Below are 17349 nucleotides of genomic sequence, written 5' to 3'. Positions count from 1 at the left end.
AAAGCTTTAAATAAAAACCACTTTCAACTTGGGATTGACCAAGCCAAACCTCACTGACATTAACATAATTTACATTCTGCAATAAATTAGATCACAGTTTTGAGCGCTATTTAGCTCATAACGCTCACAGGCATCACAATTCCCTATATTCTTCATATACGATTAAGAAACAATTGATAAATTGCATGAACAATTATAATTAAGGAAGTAGATACACAATGCATAAAACAATTGTCGCAGTAGCCATTGCTACTACACTCGCTATAAGCGGTTGCAGCTATAACAACTCAAACACAGCTGCAGAAACAGCAACCCAAGGGGAAGCAGTGCAACAACAAAACCCACTCTTACAAGCCAGTGTTTTGCAGTATCAAGCGCCTGACTTTAGTCAGCTTAAAGATGAGCATTATCTTCCAGCCCTTGAACTTGGTATGAAAGAGCATTATCAGCAAATTTTGGATATTGCTGCCAACCCAGATGCGCCGACATTCGAAAATACCATTGTCGCAATGGAAAAAAGTGGCGCCTTGCTTACCCGTACCTCAAGTATTTTTTATAACCTAACGGGTTCGAACAGCAACCCTGAGCTGCGTAAAGTTCAAGGTATTATGGCGCCTAAAATCGCAGCTCATTCAGATAACATTAACCTAAATCCTGAGTTATTCAGCCGTATTCAAGCCATTTACGATAGCCGCACAACAAGCTCTTTAACCGATGAAGAAGTGCGCTTAGTAGAAGTCTATCATCAGCGTTTTGTACTTGCTGGCGCTCAGTTAACGGAAGCTGAAAAACAACAAATTCGTGAGCTTAATGAAGAGCAATCAACAATCACTAACGAGTTCGCCCAGCGATTACTTAGATTGAGTAAAGAAATTGCCGTTAAAGTAGATGATGAATCGCAGCTTGCTGGTTTATCAGAGTCAGCCATTGCAGCGGCTAAAGCTGATGCTAAAGCTGCTGGACTTGAAGGACAGTACCTACTCAATATCACTAACACCACTCGTCAACCAGTGTTATCGCAACTTGATAACCGCGCATTGCGCCAACAAGTATGGGAAGCATCAGCTAACCGTGGCTTAACAGGCGAAAATGAGACAGCTTCATTGGTGGCGCGTTTAGCACAGCTTCGCGCTAAAAAAGCCAAACTATTAGGTTTTGATACTTGGTCTGATTACCGTTTAGCACCACAAATGGCAAAAACACCTGAAGCGGTATACGACATGTTCGGCTCTATGGTGCCTGCGGTAGTTGAAAACACCCAAAAAGAAGCTGCTGACATTCAAGCAATGATTGACAAAACAGGTGGTGATTTCACTCTAGCACCATGGGACTGGGCTTATTACGCTGAGTTAGTGCGTAAAGAAAAGTTTGACTTAGATTCAGCATCGATTAAGCCATATTTTGAATTTAATCGCGTACTTGAAGATGGAGTATTCTTTACCTTACAAGAGCTGTATGGCGTCACTTTAAAGCCTCGCCCTGACTTACCTGTTTATCATCCAGACGTAAAAGCTTACGAGATGTTTGATGAAGACGGGTCAAGCATGGCTATCTTCTACGCCGATTACTTTGCCCGTGAAGGTAAACGTGGCGGCGCATGGATGAGCTCGTTTGTTGGTCAATCAGAGCTACTCAACCAAAAGCCTGTTGTCGTGAATGTGATGAACATTAAAAAGGCCCCTGAAGGCGAGCCAACGTTTGTGAGCTATGATGAAGCCACGACTATGTTCCATGAAATGGGTCACGGCACTCACGGTATGTTCTCGAAAGTGAAATACCCATCACTTGCTGGCACCGCTGTGTCACGTGACTTTGTGGAATTCCCGTCAACCTTTGAAGAAGATTGGGCTGCGCACCCTAAAGTGTTAGCGAACTATGCTAAGCATTATGATACGGGTAAACCTATCCCTGATGACTTGCTGCAAAAACTATTAGCGTCACGAAGCTTTAACCAAGGATTCGATACGTTAGAGTACATGTCAGCTGCGCTGCTTGATTTAGAATGGCATGCCTTAGATGCTGATGCACCACTTCAAGATGTGGCAAAATTTGAAGCCAATGCGTTGAAAAAACACGGCGTAGATTTACCCGCTGTGCCACCACGTTACCGCTCAACTTACTTTGCCCATGCCTTCCCAGGTGGTTACTCAGCGAGTTACTACGCTTACATGTGGAGTGAAATCTTAGCGGCGGATGCCTTTGCTTACGTGCAAACCCAAGGTGGGTTAAACCGTGAAATAGGTATGAAGTTTAGAAAGACCATTCGTGAAGTTGGCAATAGCGTACCGCCAATGGAAGCTTACCAAAACTTCAGAGGCCAAGCGCCAACCACAGATGCACTCCTTGAGCGTCGCGGTTTAGATTAATTAGGCTGTTTTATACATGATCTATCACTAGATCACTTTGTTGCTGTGAATAATTACGGTGACAAAATAGTAAAGTCTTTTGAATCAGCATGATTGAATTGCAAAAAGTAGTTTGATTAATAAAGCACTGAACGTGAAAACGTTGAGTGCTTTTTCTTATTTGTAAGCATGTCGTGATTTATTGTAGATGCTTTACTTCAATTCAATCGTCTGGCTTTGTATCAGTGTAACTATGAGTGCTCAAAGCTTACGACTCTAGGCTTACTGCTAATAGCTTACTGTTAATAGCTTAGTGCTCATATCTACAGCTCAGAATTAATCTCCCCCGCCCTATGATTTTGATCCCTTAAGCTCATACTGTCGAATTAATTTAGTAAAAAATTCAGGCAAACCAACTTAGTATGGATCTATACTGTTATATCGGTTAAATCGGTTACATTAGTTATGTAGGAATAACTAAAGTTTCACGCAGCATGGAGGTTGCAGAACATTTTGAAGGATTCAAAAATAGATAACAAGGCCGTTGCGAAAGCGCCAATCAGAGAAACAGCAAATAACCATTCGCTTCCTAGCACTTTTTTTAAATCGGTATTAGATGCTCTTTTGGAGCAATTAGCTGTCATCGACTCAGCAGGGAAGATAGTTTTTGTTAACCAAAGCTGGAAGAGTTTTGGCGCTGAAAATAAAGGTGATGAACAATTAGACTGGCAAGGAGTAAACTATCTAAATTGCTGCCACAGTTCAGCTCAAAGCGGTGATAGTGACGCAAGAATCGTCAGTCAAGGTATCGAACGTGTGCTTTCGGGAAAAGAACAGAGTTTCTCTTATGAGTACCCTTGCCACAGTCCTGATACTCAACGTTGGTTTTTGATGAGAATGGCTCCTCTAATGGTTGAAAAACAATCCTACTTCGTAATCACACATCAAAATATCACCCAAAGAAGACTTGCCGAAGAAGCGTTAGCTGAAGTAGCGAGCAAAGATCCGCTAGTGAAGATTGCCAACCGAAGAAAATTTGAGGAGTTCACAGAAATATATTGGAAAATGAGTTTAAGAAATAATAAGCCTGTCTCTGTTGTGATGATAGATATTGACCACTTTAAATTAATCAATGATTGTTATGGCCATTCAGTGGGCGATAAATGCCTCATCGAGTTAGCAAAAATATTAGATAGTGTTACCCGTCGACCAACTGATTTATGTGCAAGATATGGTGGGGATGAGTTTATTATTTTTTTTGGCGATTTACCCCTTTCCAGTGCAGTCACAATATCAGAAGGCATTATGGAAAAGTTTCGAAATTTAACCCTTTTTGACCATATTAAAGATATAAGCAATCAACTTTCGTTTATAAGTGTAAGCATTGGGATAGCATCTGCTACGCCGAAATTACATTATTCGCTGAACGCCTTGACTCAAAAAGCCGACGAATATCTATATGAAGCTAAACGTAATGGCAGAAATAGAATTGCATTTGATCGGCACAGTTTGAAAGGTAATAGTGTAGATAGTCATAGTGTGTCAACCCACAGCATTCTTGATGCTAAACTCGGATAAAAAGCTGTTAGTCGCCCCCTACGGGCAGCGTTTGTTGGTTGTTTTGCGGCGTTATCGAGAGTTTATCTGACTTTATGTAAAACGACACCACAAAGTCTCAGTCTTGCACCCTTGGTGCATAGAATGGCCAACAACTCGCTCCAAAAACAACCTTAAAAGATCAACAGGCGACAAACAAAAATGCCACTCAATTGAGTGGCATTTTTTATGACTGTTCCTTTAGGCCAAAACCTGTAAGCAGGAACCTATCAATTCATGTGATTACTTAGTGGCAATTTTAAGTCCTAATACCGCCAATACGAACAACACAGAACAAGTAATGAAGCCCATGGCAACAGAACCGGTGAAACCAAGCACTGCGTAACCCACTAAACTTAACACCGCTACAATCACAGCATAAGGAAGCTGAGTCATAACATGGTCTAAGTGATGACAGCTCGCCCCTGTTGACGACAAGATAGTGGTATCAGAAATCGGTGAACAATGGTCTCCAAATACTGCACCAGATAACACAGCTGCAAGCATAGGTAACATCATAGTGCTGTCACTGCCCATCGCCATATCTGCTGCGATTGGTAACATGATACCGAATGTACCCCAGCTTGTGCCGGTTGAGAAAGCCGTTAAACCAGCAAGCAAGAATAAAACTGCAGGTAGTAAGGCAAACGGAATATTACCCGTGGCAAGGCTTGCCATGTATTTACCCGTTTCAAGCTCGCCAATGACTGATGCAATGGTCCATGCAAATAACAAGATATAGATAGCCGGTAACATTGACTTAGCGCCAACCTTAAGGCCAGTAAACATCATGCTCGTGCTGATTTTTTGTTGGATAGTCAGTAATACTGTTACCACTAAACCAACTAGCGAGCCGTAAAATAATGATTCGCTCACTTCAGTGTTTTCAAATGCACCTAGCACGCTGAATTTAAGGCCTTCGCTAGCAAGTGCGTCCGCACCTGTTGCAACCATAAAGTAAATCGTCGCGGCGACAAGAACAAAAATTGGCAGGAACAAGCCCATGATTTTACCAGTATCTGCTTCAGGTAAGTCTGCAGTAGCTCCTGGTGGTAAGCCTTTGCTTTCGTCAAATAACTCGCCTTTTTGTGCGTTGCGTTCATGTTGACGCATCGGGCCAATATCTAAACCAAAGATAGCCACGCAAAGTAACAGTAATAAGGCAAAAATGGCGTAGAAATTCATCGGTACCATTTGTAAGAAAACACTTAAATGACCTGTATCAGCAAAACCATGTGCCGTTAAGATCCCGCCAATTAATGCAATGATATATGCACCCCAGCTAGAAACAGGCGAAATAACACAAACAGGTGCAGCTGTTGAATCTAATAAATAAGCGAGTTTAGCGCGTGAAATATGATAACGGTCAGTAATAGGACGGGAGATTGAACCGACAACAATACTGTTAAAGTAGTCATCAATAAACACAACACAACCTAAGAACATGGTCATCAGTTTTGCATCGCGTTTATTACGAATGCGTTGATGCGCCCAATCAGCGAATGCACGAGCAGAACCACTGACAGTGATGAGTGCGGTGATCATGCCTAATACGACTAAGAAGCCAATGATCTGTAAATTCCACGCATTAAGTGCGCCATCGTCCCAAACTAAGCTGGTGACAGTGCTGACAAGGTGGCTTGCTGCAGCGCCAAACGAAAAGTCGCTTAAAAGCACAACACCGGCAAGAATACCTAGGCCCAGTGAAAGCAGAACTCTACGGGTAATTACAGCTAAAATAATTGCCACTACAGGAGGCAAAAGTGAAAGTGCCGAATCGGCATAACTTGTTATCATCATTTTTATATTTTCTTCGTTGAGTACGAATGGAGGATAACTGATAAGGCAAGACAACGCAGAAAGCGAAGACAAGGATCTTTTCAGTAGCACTCCACAGTAATATCGATATCAACATCGATATCCATTGTTTTATCCTCACGGATAAAAATTACTATGACAGTGCAGCCCCTTTCGGAAACTGCCCCAGCAAATGGTTTTGATAGAACCGATTCACTTCGGCACCAAATCCTTTCAAATTAAGCTAATGGTATCACCCAACTTAACTTTACTGATATTTGATGCGCCTCTACTTATGATTCAGCATTGAGAGAGCCTTATACAGTGCTCTCTGCTGTCACACGCCACTATACAAACATAAGCACGAGGTTCATTACCAGATAAAAGTAGCTTATCTTGTGAGAAATAACATCACAATCAAAAAACACCACAGCAGCTTATCAGTGGTGTAACGAATTGTTAGCAAGCGGAGGATTTACCATCAATTTTTGCGATATTAGATAAATTAAGCTCACTTAGGCGTGCCTGTGTTAAAGACTGTTTTATTTCAGCTCATCTTAACGGTGGTTTTGCACAGTGATATTCCGTTCAGAGTTCAGCGACAATTTCTTGAATCAAGTCGACAGCTTGATGATAGCTTATCAACTTAGTCACTCCCCTTTTAATGCTGTTAGGCAATAAAGATAGAGACAGAAGTTAAAGGGTAAAGTTAATAGCTGAAACTAGACGTTGAAAATTAGAAGCTGAAATTAGACGTTAGAGTGGGGATTTAAAACGAGTGCACTGTATTTATTAATAAAAGTTAATGATTAAATCAGTTTTTTATCCAGTGAAATTAACACAAATGTAAAGTTTACAATCTAAATAACTATGCCATTTAGAGCATATACTTTATTTAATGATATTTTTAATCTTGCTTTCAAACGTTAAATCTCCCGTTCTTTAAACGTTCAAAATCTCTGTTTTATATTGAATAAATATGCAAAACAAATAAATATTCCCCCGATAAAATCATTATCTTTTGCCACCTTAATATCTTTAGGTAATAAAAAGGTTTTTGCCTATAAGACAAAAACCTTTTAAAAATAATCTGATGACTAAGTCAAAAATCAAGCTTCAACCAATTAAGCTTCAAAAAATTTAAAGTCTCAATCCATTGCTTAGAGTCTCAACCCACAGCTAATAGTCTCAACCCACCGCGAAGAGGGTTGATTAGCTGGATTATAGTGAGTTAGTTAACTCAGGAATAGCATCAAATAAATCAGCTTCAAGACCATAATCAGCCACTTGGAAAATTGGCGCTTCAGGGTCTTTGTTAATCGCTACAATAACTTTAGAGTCTTTCATACCCGCTAAATGTTGAATCGCGCCAGAAATACCGACAGCAATATACAGATCAGGAGCAACAATTTTACCGGTTTGGCCGACTTGTAAATCATTCGGTACAAAACCCGCGTCAACAGCGGCGCGCGATGCACCTACAGCAGCGGTCATTTTGTCAGCAAGCGCTTCTAAAATGGCAAAGTTCTCACCACTGCCCATACCACGACCACCTGAAACAATCACACCCGCACTCCCTAATTCAGGGCGCTCTGATTCTGTCAGCGTTTGCGATACAAACTCTGTTTTAGCTTCAGCGACAAAGTCTACTGCAACAGCTTCTGCGCTGCCTTCGTTACCAGCGGCATCAAATGCACTTGTACGAACCGTTAAGACTTTTTTGTCATCTAAACTTTGTACTGTCGCTAACGCAGAACCTGCGTAGATAGGACGCACAAATGTGTCTGCACTAACAACTTCAATGACTTCTGAAATTTGAGCCACATCTAAAAGTGCAGCAACGCGAGGAAGCGTATCTTTACCAACACTTGAAGCTGCAGCCACAATGTATTCGTAGTCGCCAGCAAGGTTTAACACTAGCTCTGATAAGTTTTCAGCCATCTGCGCTTCGTATGCAGCGGCATCAGCCACTAATACTTTACTCACACCTGTTAACGCTTGAGCCGCTGAAACAGCTGTAGCACAAGCACTACCAGCAACTAATACATGAACATCACCGCCGATAGCAACTGCGGCGCTGACCACTTTTGCAGTGTCTAACTTCAAACTTGCATTATCGTGTTCTGCTAATACTAAAATGGCCATAATTAGATCACCTTCGCTTCATTTTTTAACTTTTCAACTAGCTCTGCTACTGAACTCACCATAATGCCAGCTTGACGCTCGGCAGGAGGGGTGACTTTAACGATGTTTTGATGGGCTTTTAAACTCACACCAAGATCGTCAATTGAAAGTGTTTCAAGCGGTTTACGCTTAGCTTTCATAATATTTGGTAATGAAGCATAACGAGGTTCATTTAAACGTAAATCTGCAGTAACCACAGCAGGTAGTGGCATTTTAAGCGTTTGTAAACCGCCATCCACTTCACGAGTCACTTCTGCGCCGTCTGCACTTAACTTCAGTTCAGAAGCAAAAGTCGCTTGAGGCATTTGAGTTAATGCAGCCAGCATTTGACCTGTTTGATTATTATCACCGTCGATTGACTGCTTACCAAAAATCACCAAATCTGCTTGTTCTTTCTCTTGCACAGCTTTTAGAATTTTAGCAATAGATAAAGGCACTAACTCTTCATCTGTTTGCACGTGAATTGCGCGGTCTGCACCAAGCGCCATTGAAGTACGTAACTGTTCTTGCACAGCTTTCGCCCCAATACTTACCACCACGACTTCTGTCGCACTTCCCGCTTCTTTCAATCGAACTGCTTCTTCAACAGCGATTTCACAAAATGGGTTTAACGCCATTTTTAAATTAGCAGTATCAACATTTGTGTTATCAGCCTTTACTCTGACTTTCACATTGGCATCGACTACGCGCTTTACAGGCACCAATACTTTCATGGGATTTCCTTCTACACCTTCAATGTATGTGGATGGCACATTGGCTATCACCAATGCAATATGGCACAACTTTACGTCCTGTTAACGTTAACGTCAACCAAAGTCAAACACTTGTTTATATATTTTTTTGGTTAAGTTGATGCTTAAAGAAGAGTTGTTTTTGTAATAATTTATTTATCAACCGCTTTATTTTGGCTTTTTTATTTAAATTTACACATTTAATGATATTTTTATTTGATCCAAACAAATTTAGTTTCTATTATTAATGACGATTCAAGTAACCGTGTTTTTCTACTATTATTTTGTTTTACTTTTTAAATGGTCAAATCAATCTATACTCTCGTTTGATAACAATTAAACAATCAAGAGTTTTGATAAGTATTATTTAATAGCCACAGAATTACTTGAGATACTTATTATTTAAAATCATTAGGATGCACATTGATATGAGTGACTTTTTAGAAATTTTAACACATGGTCGTCGTTTTAAAGCTGCAGTAAAAGAGTTATCACTAGAAGACTTACGTGAACTTTCAGTTAAGCTAGAAAAGATTATCACTGAAAGAGAAGAAGACGAAAAAGCTGAATTAGAAGCAAATGCGGAGCGTAACGAACGTATTGCTGAAATATTAGCTCAAATTGAAAACAGTGGTTTATCAATTGAAGATTTAGGTGAAATTACTGCTAAGCCAGCACCTAAGAAACGTGCGCCTCGTCCAGCTAAATATCAAATCGAAGTTGACGGTGAATTAATTCAGTGGACTGGTCAAGGCCGTATGCCAACTGTATTTAAAAACCAAATTGATGCAGGCAAAACAATGGAAGACTTTTTAATTCCAGGCATGGGATAACAGTTAGCCATTCTGCTATTAAAGAGCTTACTTCGGTAGGCTCTTTTGTTATCTATATAACTAATATCAAAAGTTTCCACAAACTTATAAGCCATGTAAACTATAAACAATATAGACTCCTCATTAATGCACTCAATTGAATTAGGCCGTATTATGAACACATCTCGTCCATTTGCGTTATTAACGTTCCTTCCTGTTGTACTTTTATCAGCCTGTTCTAGTAATTACACCTTCAACAGCAATTTAGATGGTGAAGCGATTGATGAATACTTTAAGCCTGCTGGTGTCGTGCTATATAAAGACGGTGAGCGTCCTCAAGGTGCATTTGAAATCATTGGACTCGTTGAAGGCGAGTCTTGCCAAGAAACTGAGCATGGCGTCCCAGCTAATATCGCAGATGCTCGCACTGAAGCCCGTAAAAAAGCCGTTGAATTAGGTGCTAATGGGTTGATTGTTAAGAAGTGCTTATTAACAGAACAGAAAACAAATACCTGTTTCACTCAAGCTTTTTGTGTGGGTCAGGCGATTAAAACTGAAACGGCTCAATAACCGAAAATATATAACTTAAATAAATAAATGAATAAATATTCTGAACCGTCTTTTAGTTCTCAAATAGAGGCGGTTGCAATATGTCGCACACCGTACAAACAAAAATTTGGAATACCAAGGCAACCTGGCCTTGTAAATGTACGCGGTTGGGTTGAATTAGCAGCACATGTTAATAATCTCGATGCAGTAAGAGGCATAGAACAATATTCCCACTTATGGTTACTTTTTTGTTTTCATGAAAATTTAGCTCAGGGTTGGAAAAATACCGTTAGACCTCCTCGATTAGGTGGAAATGAAAAATTAGGCGTATTTGCTACTCGCTCTACATTTAGACCAAATGGTATTGGTCAGTCAGTGGTTAAATTACACAAGGTTGTGCAACGAAATGGCAAAGTCTGTTTAGAAATATCTGGCATGGATTTATTAGATGGCACTCCCATCATAGATATTAAACCTTATATTCCTTTTTCTGATGCGATAAATCACGCCAGTGGTGGAATTGCTCAATCTGCACCACAATTAATTGAAGTTGAATTTAGTCAAATTGCAGAAACTCAAATTGCTGAATATTCAAACGCATATAAAATGAGTGATTTAAAGCAAGTGATTAATGATGTTTTAGCGCAAGATCCCCGCCCTGCTTATAAAAAAGCAAAAGCGGATGCTAAAATATACCAAGTAGCTTTATATGACATTGATATTTTTTGGCATATCGTCAATGACAAAATTGAAGTTATTGAATTAAAGCCAACCTCTGTGAGTTAACGATATCTATACTCGCTTATTAAAAACTGTACGAATAAATAAACGCATCCAATTGTTACGTTTCATTACCAAAAGTCCATAGCCATGATTAACGACAAACCAGACTATCAAACTCAACATAAGAAGCGTTTATCTTGGATGCCTTGGCTTTATTTTTCATTAAAAGAAAAACATTTAGTGTGGGCAAAACCTTGGCAAGATGAAATCCAGCAGAATTTAATCCAAGTAGAAACCATACACATTGGCCAGCAATGTTTTATCGCGCCAGAAGCAAACTTATTTGCAGAGCGTGGCCGAGACATTCATATCGGCAATCAATGTATGATTGCCGCTGACGTTTTTCTTCACGGCCCGATAAAAATGGGCAATGAAGTCGCCATTAATCATGGTTGCTCGTTTGATGGCGGTAGAGTGGGTATTACCATTGGAGACAGAACTCGCATTGCGAATAATGTCACCATTTATGCCTTTAATCATGGCATGTCAGTGGATTCACCTATTTATCAACAAGCTGTGACCGCAAAAGGTATCACTATTGGCGAGGATGTGTGGATTGGCGCTCAAGCGGGTATTGTCGATGGAGTGAATATTGGCCATCAAGCTGTCGTAGGTATGGGTAGTATTGTCACTAAAGATGTACCAGATTTTGCTATTGTCGCGGGTAATCCTGCAAAGATAATTGGCGACAGACGAGATAAATAAGCTTGATTAATCCGCTTAATCACACAGTTTTATAATCTAATTCTATTAAACCGCTTTAATGCAACTTGTGATGGCTTATTTATCACTTAATACATCCATTTACTAACACTAAATACATCATAAAAATCCTTGATGGCAGGCTAACGAATCAACTCCCTTCTATAGCAGCTACAATAAAGCATTCTTCACAGCAATTATCTGGTGACAACATCGTGGCAAGTGCTAAAATGTCGCCCATTAATAGCTACTAAAGTGGACATTGGGAATGCGAGTTAGCAAGTACCTGCTTTCAACACAAAAAGAAACCCCTGCTAATGCAGAGGTTGCCAGTCATCAATTAATGCTACGTGCGGGCTTTATCCGTCGTAATGCATCAGGTCTATATTCATGGTTACCGAGCGGTTTACGTGTTTTACGTAAAGTTGAAGCGATAATTCGTGAAGAAATGGACAAAGCAGGTGCAATTGAAATCTTAATGCCGCTAGTTCAACCCGCAGATCTTTGGGTTGAGACAGGTCGTTGGGAAAAGTTTGGTCCTGAATTACTACGTTTCCAAGACCGTCATAACCGTGACTTTGTACTTGGACCGACTCACGAAGAAGTGATTACTGATTTAGTGCGTAAAGAAGTGAGCTCTTACAAGCAACTTCCACTTAGCCTATACCAAGTACAAACAAAATTCCGTGATGAAGTTCGTCCTCGTTTCGGTGTTATGCGTGCCCGTGAATTTTTGATGAAAGATGCTTACTCTTTCCATTTAAATCAAGAATGTATGGACACCACATACGCAGCAATGCATGAAGCTTATAACAACATCTTTACTCGTATGGGTCTAGCTTTCCGCTCTGTTATTGCTGACACAGGTTCAATTGGTGGCGACACATCTCATGAATTCCATGTGTTAGCTAACAGTGGTGAAGATTTAATTGCTTACTCAACTGATAGCGATTATGCCGCTAACATCGAAAAAGCGGAATCTCCAGAGCCGACTGCCACTTTAGCTGCGCCGACATTAGAAATGACTTTGGTTGACACTCCAAATGCCAAAACGATTGCGGAGCTGGTTGAGCAGTTTGACATTGAAATGACCAAAACAGTGAAAACGCTTATTGTTAAAGGGGCTACAGAAGAAGCACCTTTAGTGGCGTTAGTTGTTCGTGGCGATCATGAGTTAAATGAATTAAAAGCAGAAAAGCATGAACTTGTGTTGTCTCCTTTTGAGTTCGCAAGCGATGAAGAAATCAAAGCTGTCATTGGCGCAGGTCCTGGTTCGCTTGGCCCAGTGGGTCTTGAAATGCCAATTATCATCGACAAAGATGTTGCCGTGATCAGTGATTTCGGCGCTGGTGCTAACCAAGAAGGTAAGCATTTCTTCGGTATTAACTGGGAACGTGATTTACCAATGGCGCAAACCATGGATATCCGTAACGTAGTTGAAGGTGAAGCAACACCTGACGGCAAAGGCACTTATGCTTTTGCTCGTGGTATTGAAGTCGGTCATATTTTCCAATTAGGCACTAACTACTCTGAAGCTATGGGCGCAACCGTACTTGATGAAAACGGTAAATCTAAAGTGATGATGATGGGTTGTTACGGTGCAGGCGTTAGCCGTATCGTTGCTGCTGCGATTGAGCAAAACCATGATGAGCGTGGAATGATGCTTCCTGAGTCTCTTGCACCGTTCACTGTGGGTATTTTACCGATGAACATGCATAAGTCTCACCGCGTAAAAGAAATGGCTGAGCAACTTTATAAAGACTTAGCTGCTGAAGGCATTGAAATCTTACTCGATGATCGTAAAGAACGTCCTGGTGTGATGTTCAACGATATGGAATTAGTTGGCTTACCGCACGTTGTAGTGATTGGCGATAGAAATATCGATGCTGGCGTTTTCGAGTATAAGAATCGTCGTACGGGTGAAAAGCAAGATATCCCATTCGATCAAATTGTCGATTTCATCAAATCTTCAATTAAAGGCTAAGCAGCCTTGCCAGGCTCTTAGTTAGGGCCTAATGACTTTAACGAGTCTCGACATTAAAACGCACCTTATGGTGCGTTTTTTTATGCCTAAACATATGGCAAGAACAAGTGATTCCCCAATAAATAATTGTTCAATTACTCGTCGAACCAGATATTATTAACCATACTGATATCATGGCGTTAGTCATTAGAAAGGAGATCTTAGTTGTCAGAATCAATTGCACTTGTTTTGGGCGGTGGTGGCGCTAGAGCAGCTTATCAAATTGGGGTATTAAAGGCCTTAGTTCAACTGTATCCGCGTAATCATCATATTCCGTTTGAAATTATCAGTGGTACATCTGCTGGTGCAATTAATGCAACGTCATTGGCAACCCATGCTTCATGTTTTCATCTTGGGGTGAAAAAATTAGATTGGGTTTGGCGCCACTTTGAAACAAAAAAAGTGTACCACTCTTCGTTTAGTAAAGTATTCAAGCACCTTTGTAAAATGGCGCTTAAAGGGCTACAAAGCGATAAAATGAATACAGATGCAGGCAGCCTGCTCGATAACTCTCCTTTACGCAGTCTGCTTAACCAGCTCATCGACTTTCAACGTATCGAGCGCAACATTGGTAGCGGAGCATTAAAAGCCATTAGTTTAGATGCTTCAAGCTATAACGATTCCCATTCTTATAGTTTCTTCCAAGCCAATAGCAGTGTGAGTGACTGGAAAAGAGCAAGAAGACAAGGAAATCGCTGCACTCTCACGACGGATCATTTAATGGCGACATCAGCCATTCCGTTAGTATTTCCGTCAATTAAATTGAACCAAGCCTATTTTGGCGATGGCTCTGTTCACCAATTATCTCCACTATCAAGTCCTATCCATTTAGGGGCTGATAAAATCATGGTGATCAATCTCGATAGCCCCCACCAGCAGCATCACAATGAAGTTGATGCTCACCCTAAAACAGCGACTATTGCAGGCCATTTACTCGATACTATTTTCTCAGATACTTTAAATAGTGATTTAGAACGTTTAGAGCGAATCAACACCACATTAGCACTTATCCCTGCAGCTGATGCTAAATTGATTAACCTAAGAAAAATTGACACCTTAGTGATTAAACCCAGTGAAGACTTGAGTGAAATTGCTGCACGGTATTTCAAGGAATTACCCCTCGCTATCAGAGTATTACTCAAACTTTTCGGGGTAGATTGCGAAACCGACTCTAGCGTTGTTTCATATTTATTATTTGAAAAAGCCTATACGAGTGCTTTAATTGATTTAGGGTATCAAGACGCTATGACGCAAATTGACACCATCAAACAATTTTTTAATATCGATCAATAAACACAAAAGTGCTTTAAGTTAACCTGCATTTTTGGAAAATAGTAGCGTGTTTTTAACATCAGTAGCGTGTCCCTCTATAGTGCTTCTATAAGTGCTATCTAGAAGTGGTATCAGTAGTGCTATCAAGAAGTGTTATTAGAAACGCTATTAGAAGTAATATTAGAAGTGCTATGACAACCGGATAGACTAATACTGAAAGACAAAAGGAATGATTATGAGTGCAATAAGGATAATTGCAGCAATAACCATCTTACTGGTAAGTGCTTGCTCAGAGCCTGAGTTATCGTTTGACCCTGATCCTACCAAAGGCAGCTTGCATACTGTCAATTGGCCAGGGGTTTATCAAGGAACTTTTCCGTGCCCAAGTTGTGATGGCATGAAGACCACCCTAACCCTTATTCCCCCTAATCAATATAAAATTGCTACTGAACATTTAGGTCAATCCGATATTCCATTTAAGAATGGAGGCGTATTTAACTGGGACGAAACAGGCAATATTATCTACTTAGACCGCGGCCAAATATATCATGTTGTCGAAGGAAGAATGTACTTATTGAATGTGGAAAGCCAACGAATACGGGGTGACGATGAAGATAAATACATTGTGAAAAAAATTGCTGAATTACCCAGCAAGTCATCCATTAGATCAGATAGCACGCCATACTCTTCCCACGCGAAAGATTGAACAAAAAATTTCACCGTCATAGGTGATTTTTTTTGCTTTCGTTATAAATTCAAATTAGGTAAAAATGAGCCTGTATTCAAAGTGAGTACCACTCATCTGTGAGTTGAACTGTCACTCGTTTAGTGATCATTAATCAGTTTAAGAAACACGTTGGAAAGAGAAATGTCTCAATACTACAAATTTGATATCGACGACGCCCTTTGGGAAAACGAAGTTGAAGAAAAGCCAAAAGCTAAAAAGATCAAGCAACGCAGAGTAGATGTTAAGCGTCGTTATGCTGATGAATATGCGGAATTGGATTTTGAAGTAAATCAGTACAATTAAAGTGTTTATACTTACTCGATTAAAAAGCAAGTTGCCTCGCAACTTGCTTTTTTATTACCTATTATTTCAAGGCTATGCTACCGAGCTTAAAAGCGCGAAGTTCCACCAATATAGAAACCATCTTCAAATGATCTGTCTGAAATGTTGTCATACTTAAATTTCAAGTTACGGTAACCAATAAAGATAGCCATATTAGGATTAAAGTCATACTGCACTTTTGCCCCTAACTCTGTATAACCATCAACATCCGAAAATGACAATACTGACGGAGCGTAATAAGCGTCGCCATGAAGCGATATCTTATTGCCTAAAGCCAATGAGTAATGCCCACCTACAGAGACCACACTACCGTCTGGGCTGTCATCAAACCATACAGAGGTCCACTTAGGACCAATTTCGATAGTATGGGGACCTGTTTGGTGAGTCATATGCATTGCAAATTCTGCTAGGTGGCCTTTTTTATCAGAGTAAATATAGCCACCTTCAAGGTTTGCGTGAGGATTAATATTTGACTTTAGATTTGCCGACACAACATGTTCACTTAATCCAAAAGTGATTTCACTCGCTGTAACGCTTACAGATAATGCACTTGCTGCCATAGCCGCTGCTAAAATGATTTTTTTCATACTACAAACCTCAGTCTTAAAATCTTAATTGGCGCGATTATACTAAGCAAATTTGTTTAGTCTTTAAAAATCAGTTGTATCGTTCAGGCTTCGAGCAATACACACACAAACCTTACACACTTGAGTAACAAAAATGGCTTTTTATCAATAAATGATACCCATTCACGGAGCAGTCTCGGATCACATAAAAAGTAGGCCTACTCAGTTAATTCAGACAAGTGAATTTAACCCATCTAAATTAAATTGCGCACAATTTAATTGACTAAGTTGAATTCTACTATATAGTGATAATAAATATATAAGGAGTATTTTATGAGTCAGTCTTTTTACGAGCAAAGTGCTATTGATATTCAAGGCAACACAGTTTCTATGTCAGATTACAAAGACAAAGTGGTGTTAGTTGTAAATACGGCTAGTGAGTGTGGTTTTACTCATCAATACAAGCCACTTGAACACCTATATCAACTCTATAAAGACCAAGGCTTTGTGGTATTAGGATTTCCTTGTAATCAATTTGGTGGCCAAGAAAAAGGTGATGAAGCAACCATTAGCAAATTCTGTGAATTAAATTTTGGTGTCAGTTTCCCCCTGTTTAGCAAAGTAGAAGTGAACGGTGCAGATACCACCCCATTATATAAATTTCTAAAAAATTCAGCTAAAGGCCTGCTGGGTAGTGAGTCAATCAAATGGAACTTCACCAAGTTCTTGATCAACAAAGACGGCAAAGTATTAAAACGCTACTCACCAACAACTAAGCCTGAAAACCTGATGACGGAAATCGAGTCATTACTAAAATAAATGATGGAAGCGGTGTCAGTTTGCTAATATCAAACCAACAAGCAAACTTTTTTAATTGCAAACAATTGATTTTAAACATACAAAAATTTATTTGATAAAAA

General features: G+C 39.9%; 15 protein-coding genes and 1 riboswitch. Of the genes, 11 read left to right on the top strand and 4 right to left on the bottom strand.

Going from position 1 to position 17349, the window contains the following annotated elements:
- Nucleotides 1–218: 218 nt before the first annotated feature.
- Complete coding sequence (locus FNZ24_RS11500) at nt 219–2366, top strand: M3 family metallopeptidase (protein WP_153914626.1); 2148 nt, start codon at nt 219–221, stop codon at nt 2364–2366.
- A gap of 492 nt (nt 2367–2858) precedes the next feature.
- Nucleotides 2859–3923, top strand: a complete 1065-nt coding sequence (locus tag FNZ24_RS11495) for a diguanylate cyclase (RefSeq protein WP_194945052.1) — start codon at nt 2859–2861, stop codon at nt 3921–3923.
- A gap of 261 nt (nt 3924–4184) precedes the next feature.
- On the opposite strand, the gene FNZ24_RS11490 is transcribed toward FNZ24_RS11495, so the two are convergent.
- The 3 genes from FNZ24_RS11490 to FNZ24_RS11480 all read right to left on the bottom strand — a co-directional run bounded on the left by FNZ24_RS11490 (nt 4185) and on the right by FNZ24_RS11480 (nt 8635).
- Nucleotides 4185–5741 (bottom strand): Na+/H+ antiporter NhaC family protein, encoded by a 1557-nt coding sequence (locus FNZ24_RS11490; protein WP_153914624.1) that lies wholly within the window; start codon nt 5739–5741, stop codon nt 4185–4187.
- Between the two features lie 76 nt (nt 5742–5817).
- A riboswitch (Lysine riboswitch) is annotated at nt 5818–6038 on the bottom strand.
- Between the two features lie 921 nt (nt 6039–6959).
- On the bottom strand, nt 6960–7883 hold the full coding sequence (locus tag FNZ24_RS11485) for an electron transfer flavoprotein subunit alpha/FixB family protein (protein WP_153914623.1): 924 nt from the start codon (nt 7881–7883) through the stop codon (nt 6960–6962).
- Nucleotides 7884–7885: 2 nt separating this feature from the next.
- The gene (locus FNZ24_RS11480; RefSeq protein ID WP_153914622.1) at nt 7886–8635 is read right to left on the bottom strand and encodes an electron transfer flavoprotein subunit beta/FixA family protein; all 750 of its coding nucleotides are present in this window, start codon (nt 8633–8635) and stop codon (nt 7886–7888) included.
- Between the two features lie 446 nt (nt 8636–9081).
- Here FNZ24_RS11480 and FNZ24_RS11475 point away from each other — a divergent pair, with 446 nt between their 5' ends.
- The 8 genes from FNZ24_RS11475 to FNZ24_RS11440 all read left to right on the top strand — a co-directional run bounded on the left by FNZ24_RS11475 (nt 9082) and on the right by FNZ24_RS11440 (nt 15824).
- Nucleotides 9082–9486: an H-NS family nucleoid-associated regulatory protein gene (locus tag FNZ24_RS11475; RefSeq protein WP_153914621.1), complete on the top strand. Its 405-nt coding sequence runs from the start codon at nt 9082–9084 to the stop codon at nt 9484–9486.
- A gap of 153 nt (nt 9487–9639) precedes the next feature.
- Nucleotides 9640–10035 carry an Rcs stress response system protein RcsF gene (gene rcsF, locus FNZ24_RS11470; RefSeq protein ID WP_153914620.1) on the top strand — a complete coding sequence of 132 codons (396 nt, stop codon included), beginning with the start codon at nt 9640–9642 and terminating at the stop codon, nt 10033–10035.
- A 27-nt stretch (nt 10036–10062) separates the two neighbouring features.
- Nucleotides 10063–10800 carry a tRNA (N6-threonylcarbamoyladenosine(37)-N6)-methyltransferase TrmO gene (gene tsaA, locus FNZ24_RS11465; protein ID WP_153914619.1) on the top strand — a complete coding sequence of 246 codons (738 nt, stop codon included), beginning with the start codon at nt 10063–10065 and terminating at the stop codon, nt 10798–10800.
- Nucleotides 10801–10884: 84 nt separating this feature from the next.
- On the top strand, nt 10885–11502 hold the full coding sequence (locus tag FNZ24_RS11460) for an acyltransferase (RefSeq protein ID WP_153914618.1): 618 nt from the start codon (nt 10885–10887) through the stop codon (nt 11500–11502).
- Between the two features lie 265 nt (nt 11503–11767).
- Complete coding sequence (locus FNZ24_RS11455; RefSeq protein WP_153914617.1) at nt 11768–13483, top strand: proline--tRNA ligase; 1716 nt, start codon at nt 11768–11770, stop codon at nt 13481–13483.
- A gap of 204 nt (nt 13484–13687) precedes the next feature.
- The gene (locus FNZ24_RS11450; RefSeq protein ID WP_153914616.1) at nt 13688–14815 is read left to right on the top strand and encodes a patatin-like phospholipase family protein; all 1128 of its coding nucleotides are present in this window, start codon (nt 13688–13690) and stop codon (nt 14813–14815) included.
- Nucleotides 14816–15029: 214 nt separating this feature from the next.
- Nucleotides 15030–15500, top strand: a complete 471-nt coding sequence (locus FNZ24_RS11445; protein WP_194945051.1) for a copper resistance protein NlpE — start codon at nt 15030–15032, stop codon at nt 15498–15500.
- A 162-nt stretch (nt 15501–15662) separates the two neighbouring features.
- Nucleotides 15663–15824, top strand: a complete 162-nt coding sequence (locus FNZ24_RS11440; RefSeq protein ID WP_153914614.1) for a small highly charged protein — start codon at nt 15663–15665, stop codon at nt 15822–15824.
- An 86-nt stretch (nt 15825–15910) separates the two neighbouring features.
- On the opposite strand, the gene FNZ24_RS11435 is transcribed toward FNZ24_RS11440, so the two are convergent.
- On the bottom strand, nt 15911–16450 hold the full coding sequence (locus FNZ24_RS11435; RefSeq protein ID WP_153914613.1) for a YfaZ family outer membrane protein: 540 nt from the start codon (nt 16448–16450) through the stop codon (nt 15911–15913).
- Nucleotides 16451–16762: 312 nt separating this feature from the next.
- On the opposite strand from FNZ24_RS11435, the gene FNZ24_RS11430 reads away from it, so the two are divergent.
- On the top strand, nt 16763–17248 hold the full coding sequence (locus FNZ24_RS11430; RefSeq protein ID WP_153914612.1) for a glutathione peroxidase: 486 nt from the start codon (nt 16763–16765) through the stop codon (nt 17246–17248).
- Nucleotides 17249–17349: the final 101 nt, after the last annotated feature.

The organism is Shewanella sp. TC10, from assembly GCF_009663145.1.
In the GTDB taxonomy this organism is placed as follows: domain Bacteria; phylum Pseudomonadota; class Gammaproteobacteria; order Enterobacterales; family Shewanellaceae; genus Shewanella.
This window is presented reverse-complemented; position numbering and strand designations above follow the sequence as displayed.

What these genes read in the sequence shown, in the direction of transcription:
- FNZ24_RS11500 (WP_153914626.1), top strand. Translation starts at nt 219, where the DNA reads ATGCATAAAACAATTGTCGCAGTAGCCATTGCTACTACACTCGCTATA.
- FNZ24_RS11490 (WP_153914624.1), bottom strand. Translation starts at nt 5,741, where the DNA reads ATGATGATAACAAGTTATGCCGATTCGGCACTTTCACTTTTGCCTCCT.
- FNZ24_RS11485 (WP_153914623.1), bottom strand. Translation starts at nt 7,883, where the DNA reads ATGGCCATTTTAGTATTAGCAGAACACGATAATGCAAGTTTGAAGTTA.
- FNZ24_RS11480 (WP_153914622.1), bottom strand. Translation starts at nt 8,635, where the DNA reads ATGAAAGTATTGGTGCCTGTAAAGCGCGTAGTCGATGCCAATGTGAAA.
- FNZ24_RS11475 (WP_153914621.1), top strand. Translation starts at nt 9,082, where the DNA reads ATGAGTGACTTTTTAGAAATTTTAACACATGGTCGTCGTTTTAAAGCT.
- rcsF (WP_153914620.1), top strand. Translation starts at nt 9,640, where the DNA reads ATGAACACATCTCGTCCATTTGCGTTATTAACGTTCCTTCCTGTTGTA.
- tsaA (WP_153914619.1), top strand. Translation starts at nt 10,063, where the DNA reads ATGAATAAATATTCTGAACCGTCTTTTAGTTCTCAAATAGAGGCGGTT.
- FNZ24_RS11460 (WP_153914618.1), top strand. Translation starts at nt 10,885, where the DNA reads ATGATTAACGACAAACCAGACTATCAAACTCAACATAAGAAGCGTTTA.
- FNZ24_RS11455 (WP_153914617.1), top strand. Translation starts at nt 11,768, where the DNA reads ATGCGAGTTAGCAAGTACCTGCTTTCAACACAAAAAGAAACCCCTGCT.
- FNZ24_RS11445 (WP_194945051.1), top strand. Translation starts at nt 15,030, where the DNA reads ATGAGTGCAATAAGGATAATTGCAGCAATAACCATCTTACTGGTAAGT.
- FNZ24_RS11440 (WP_153914614.1), top strand. Translation starts at nt 15,663, where the DNA reads ATGTCTCAATACTACAAATTTGATATCGACGACGCCCTTTGGGAAAAC.
- FNZ24_RS11435 (WP_153914613.1), bottom strand. Translation starts at nt 16,450, where the DNA reads ATGAAAAAAATCATTTTAGCAGCGGCTATGGCAGCAAGTGCATTATCT.
- FNZ24_RS11430 (WP_153914612.1), top strand. Translation starts at nt 16,763, where the DNA reads ATGAGTCAGTCTTTTTACGAGCAAAGTGCTATTGATATTCAAGGCAAC.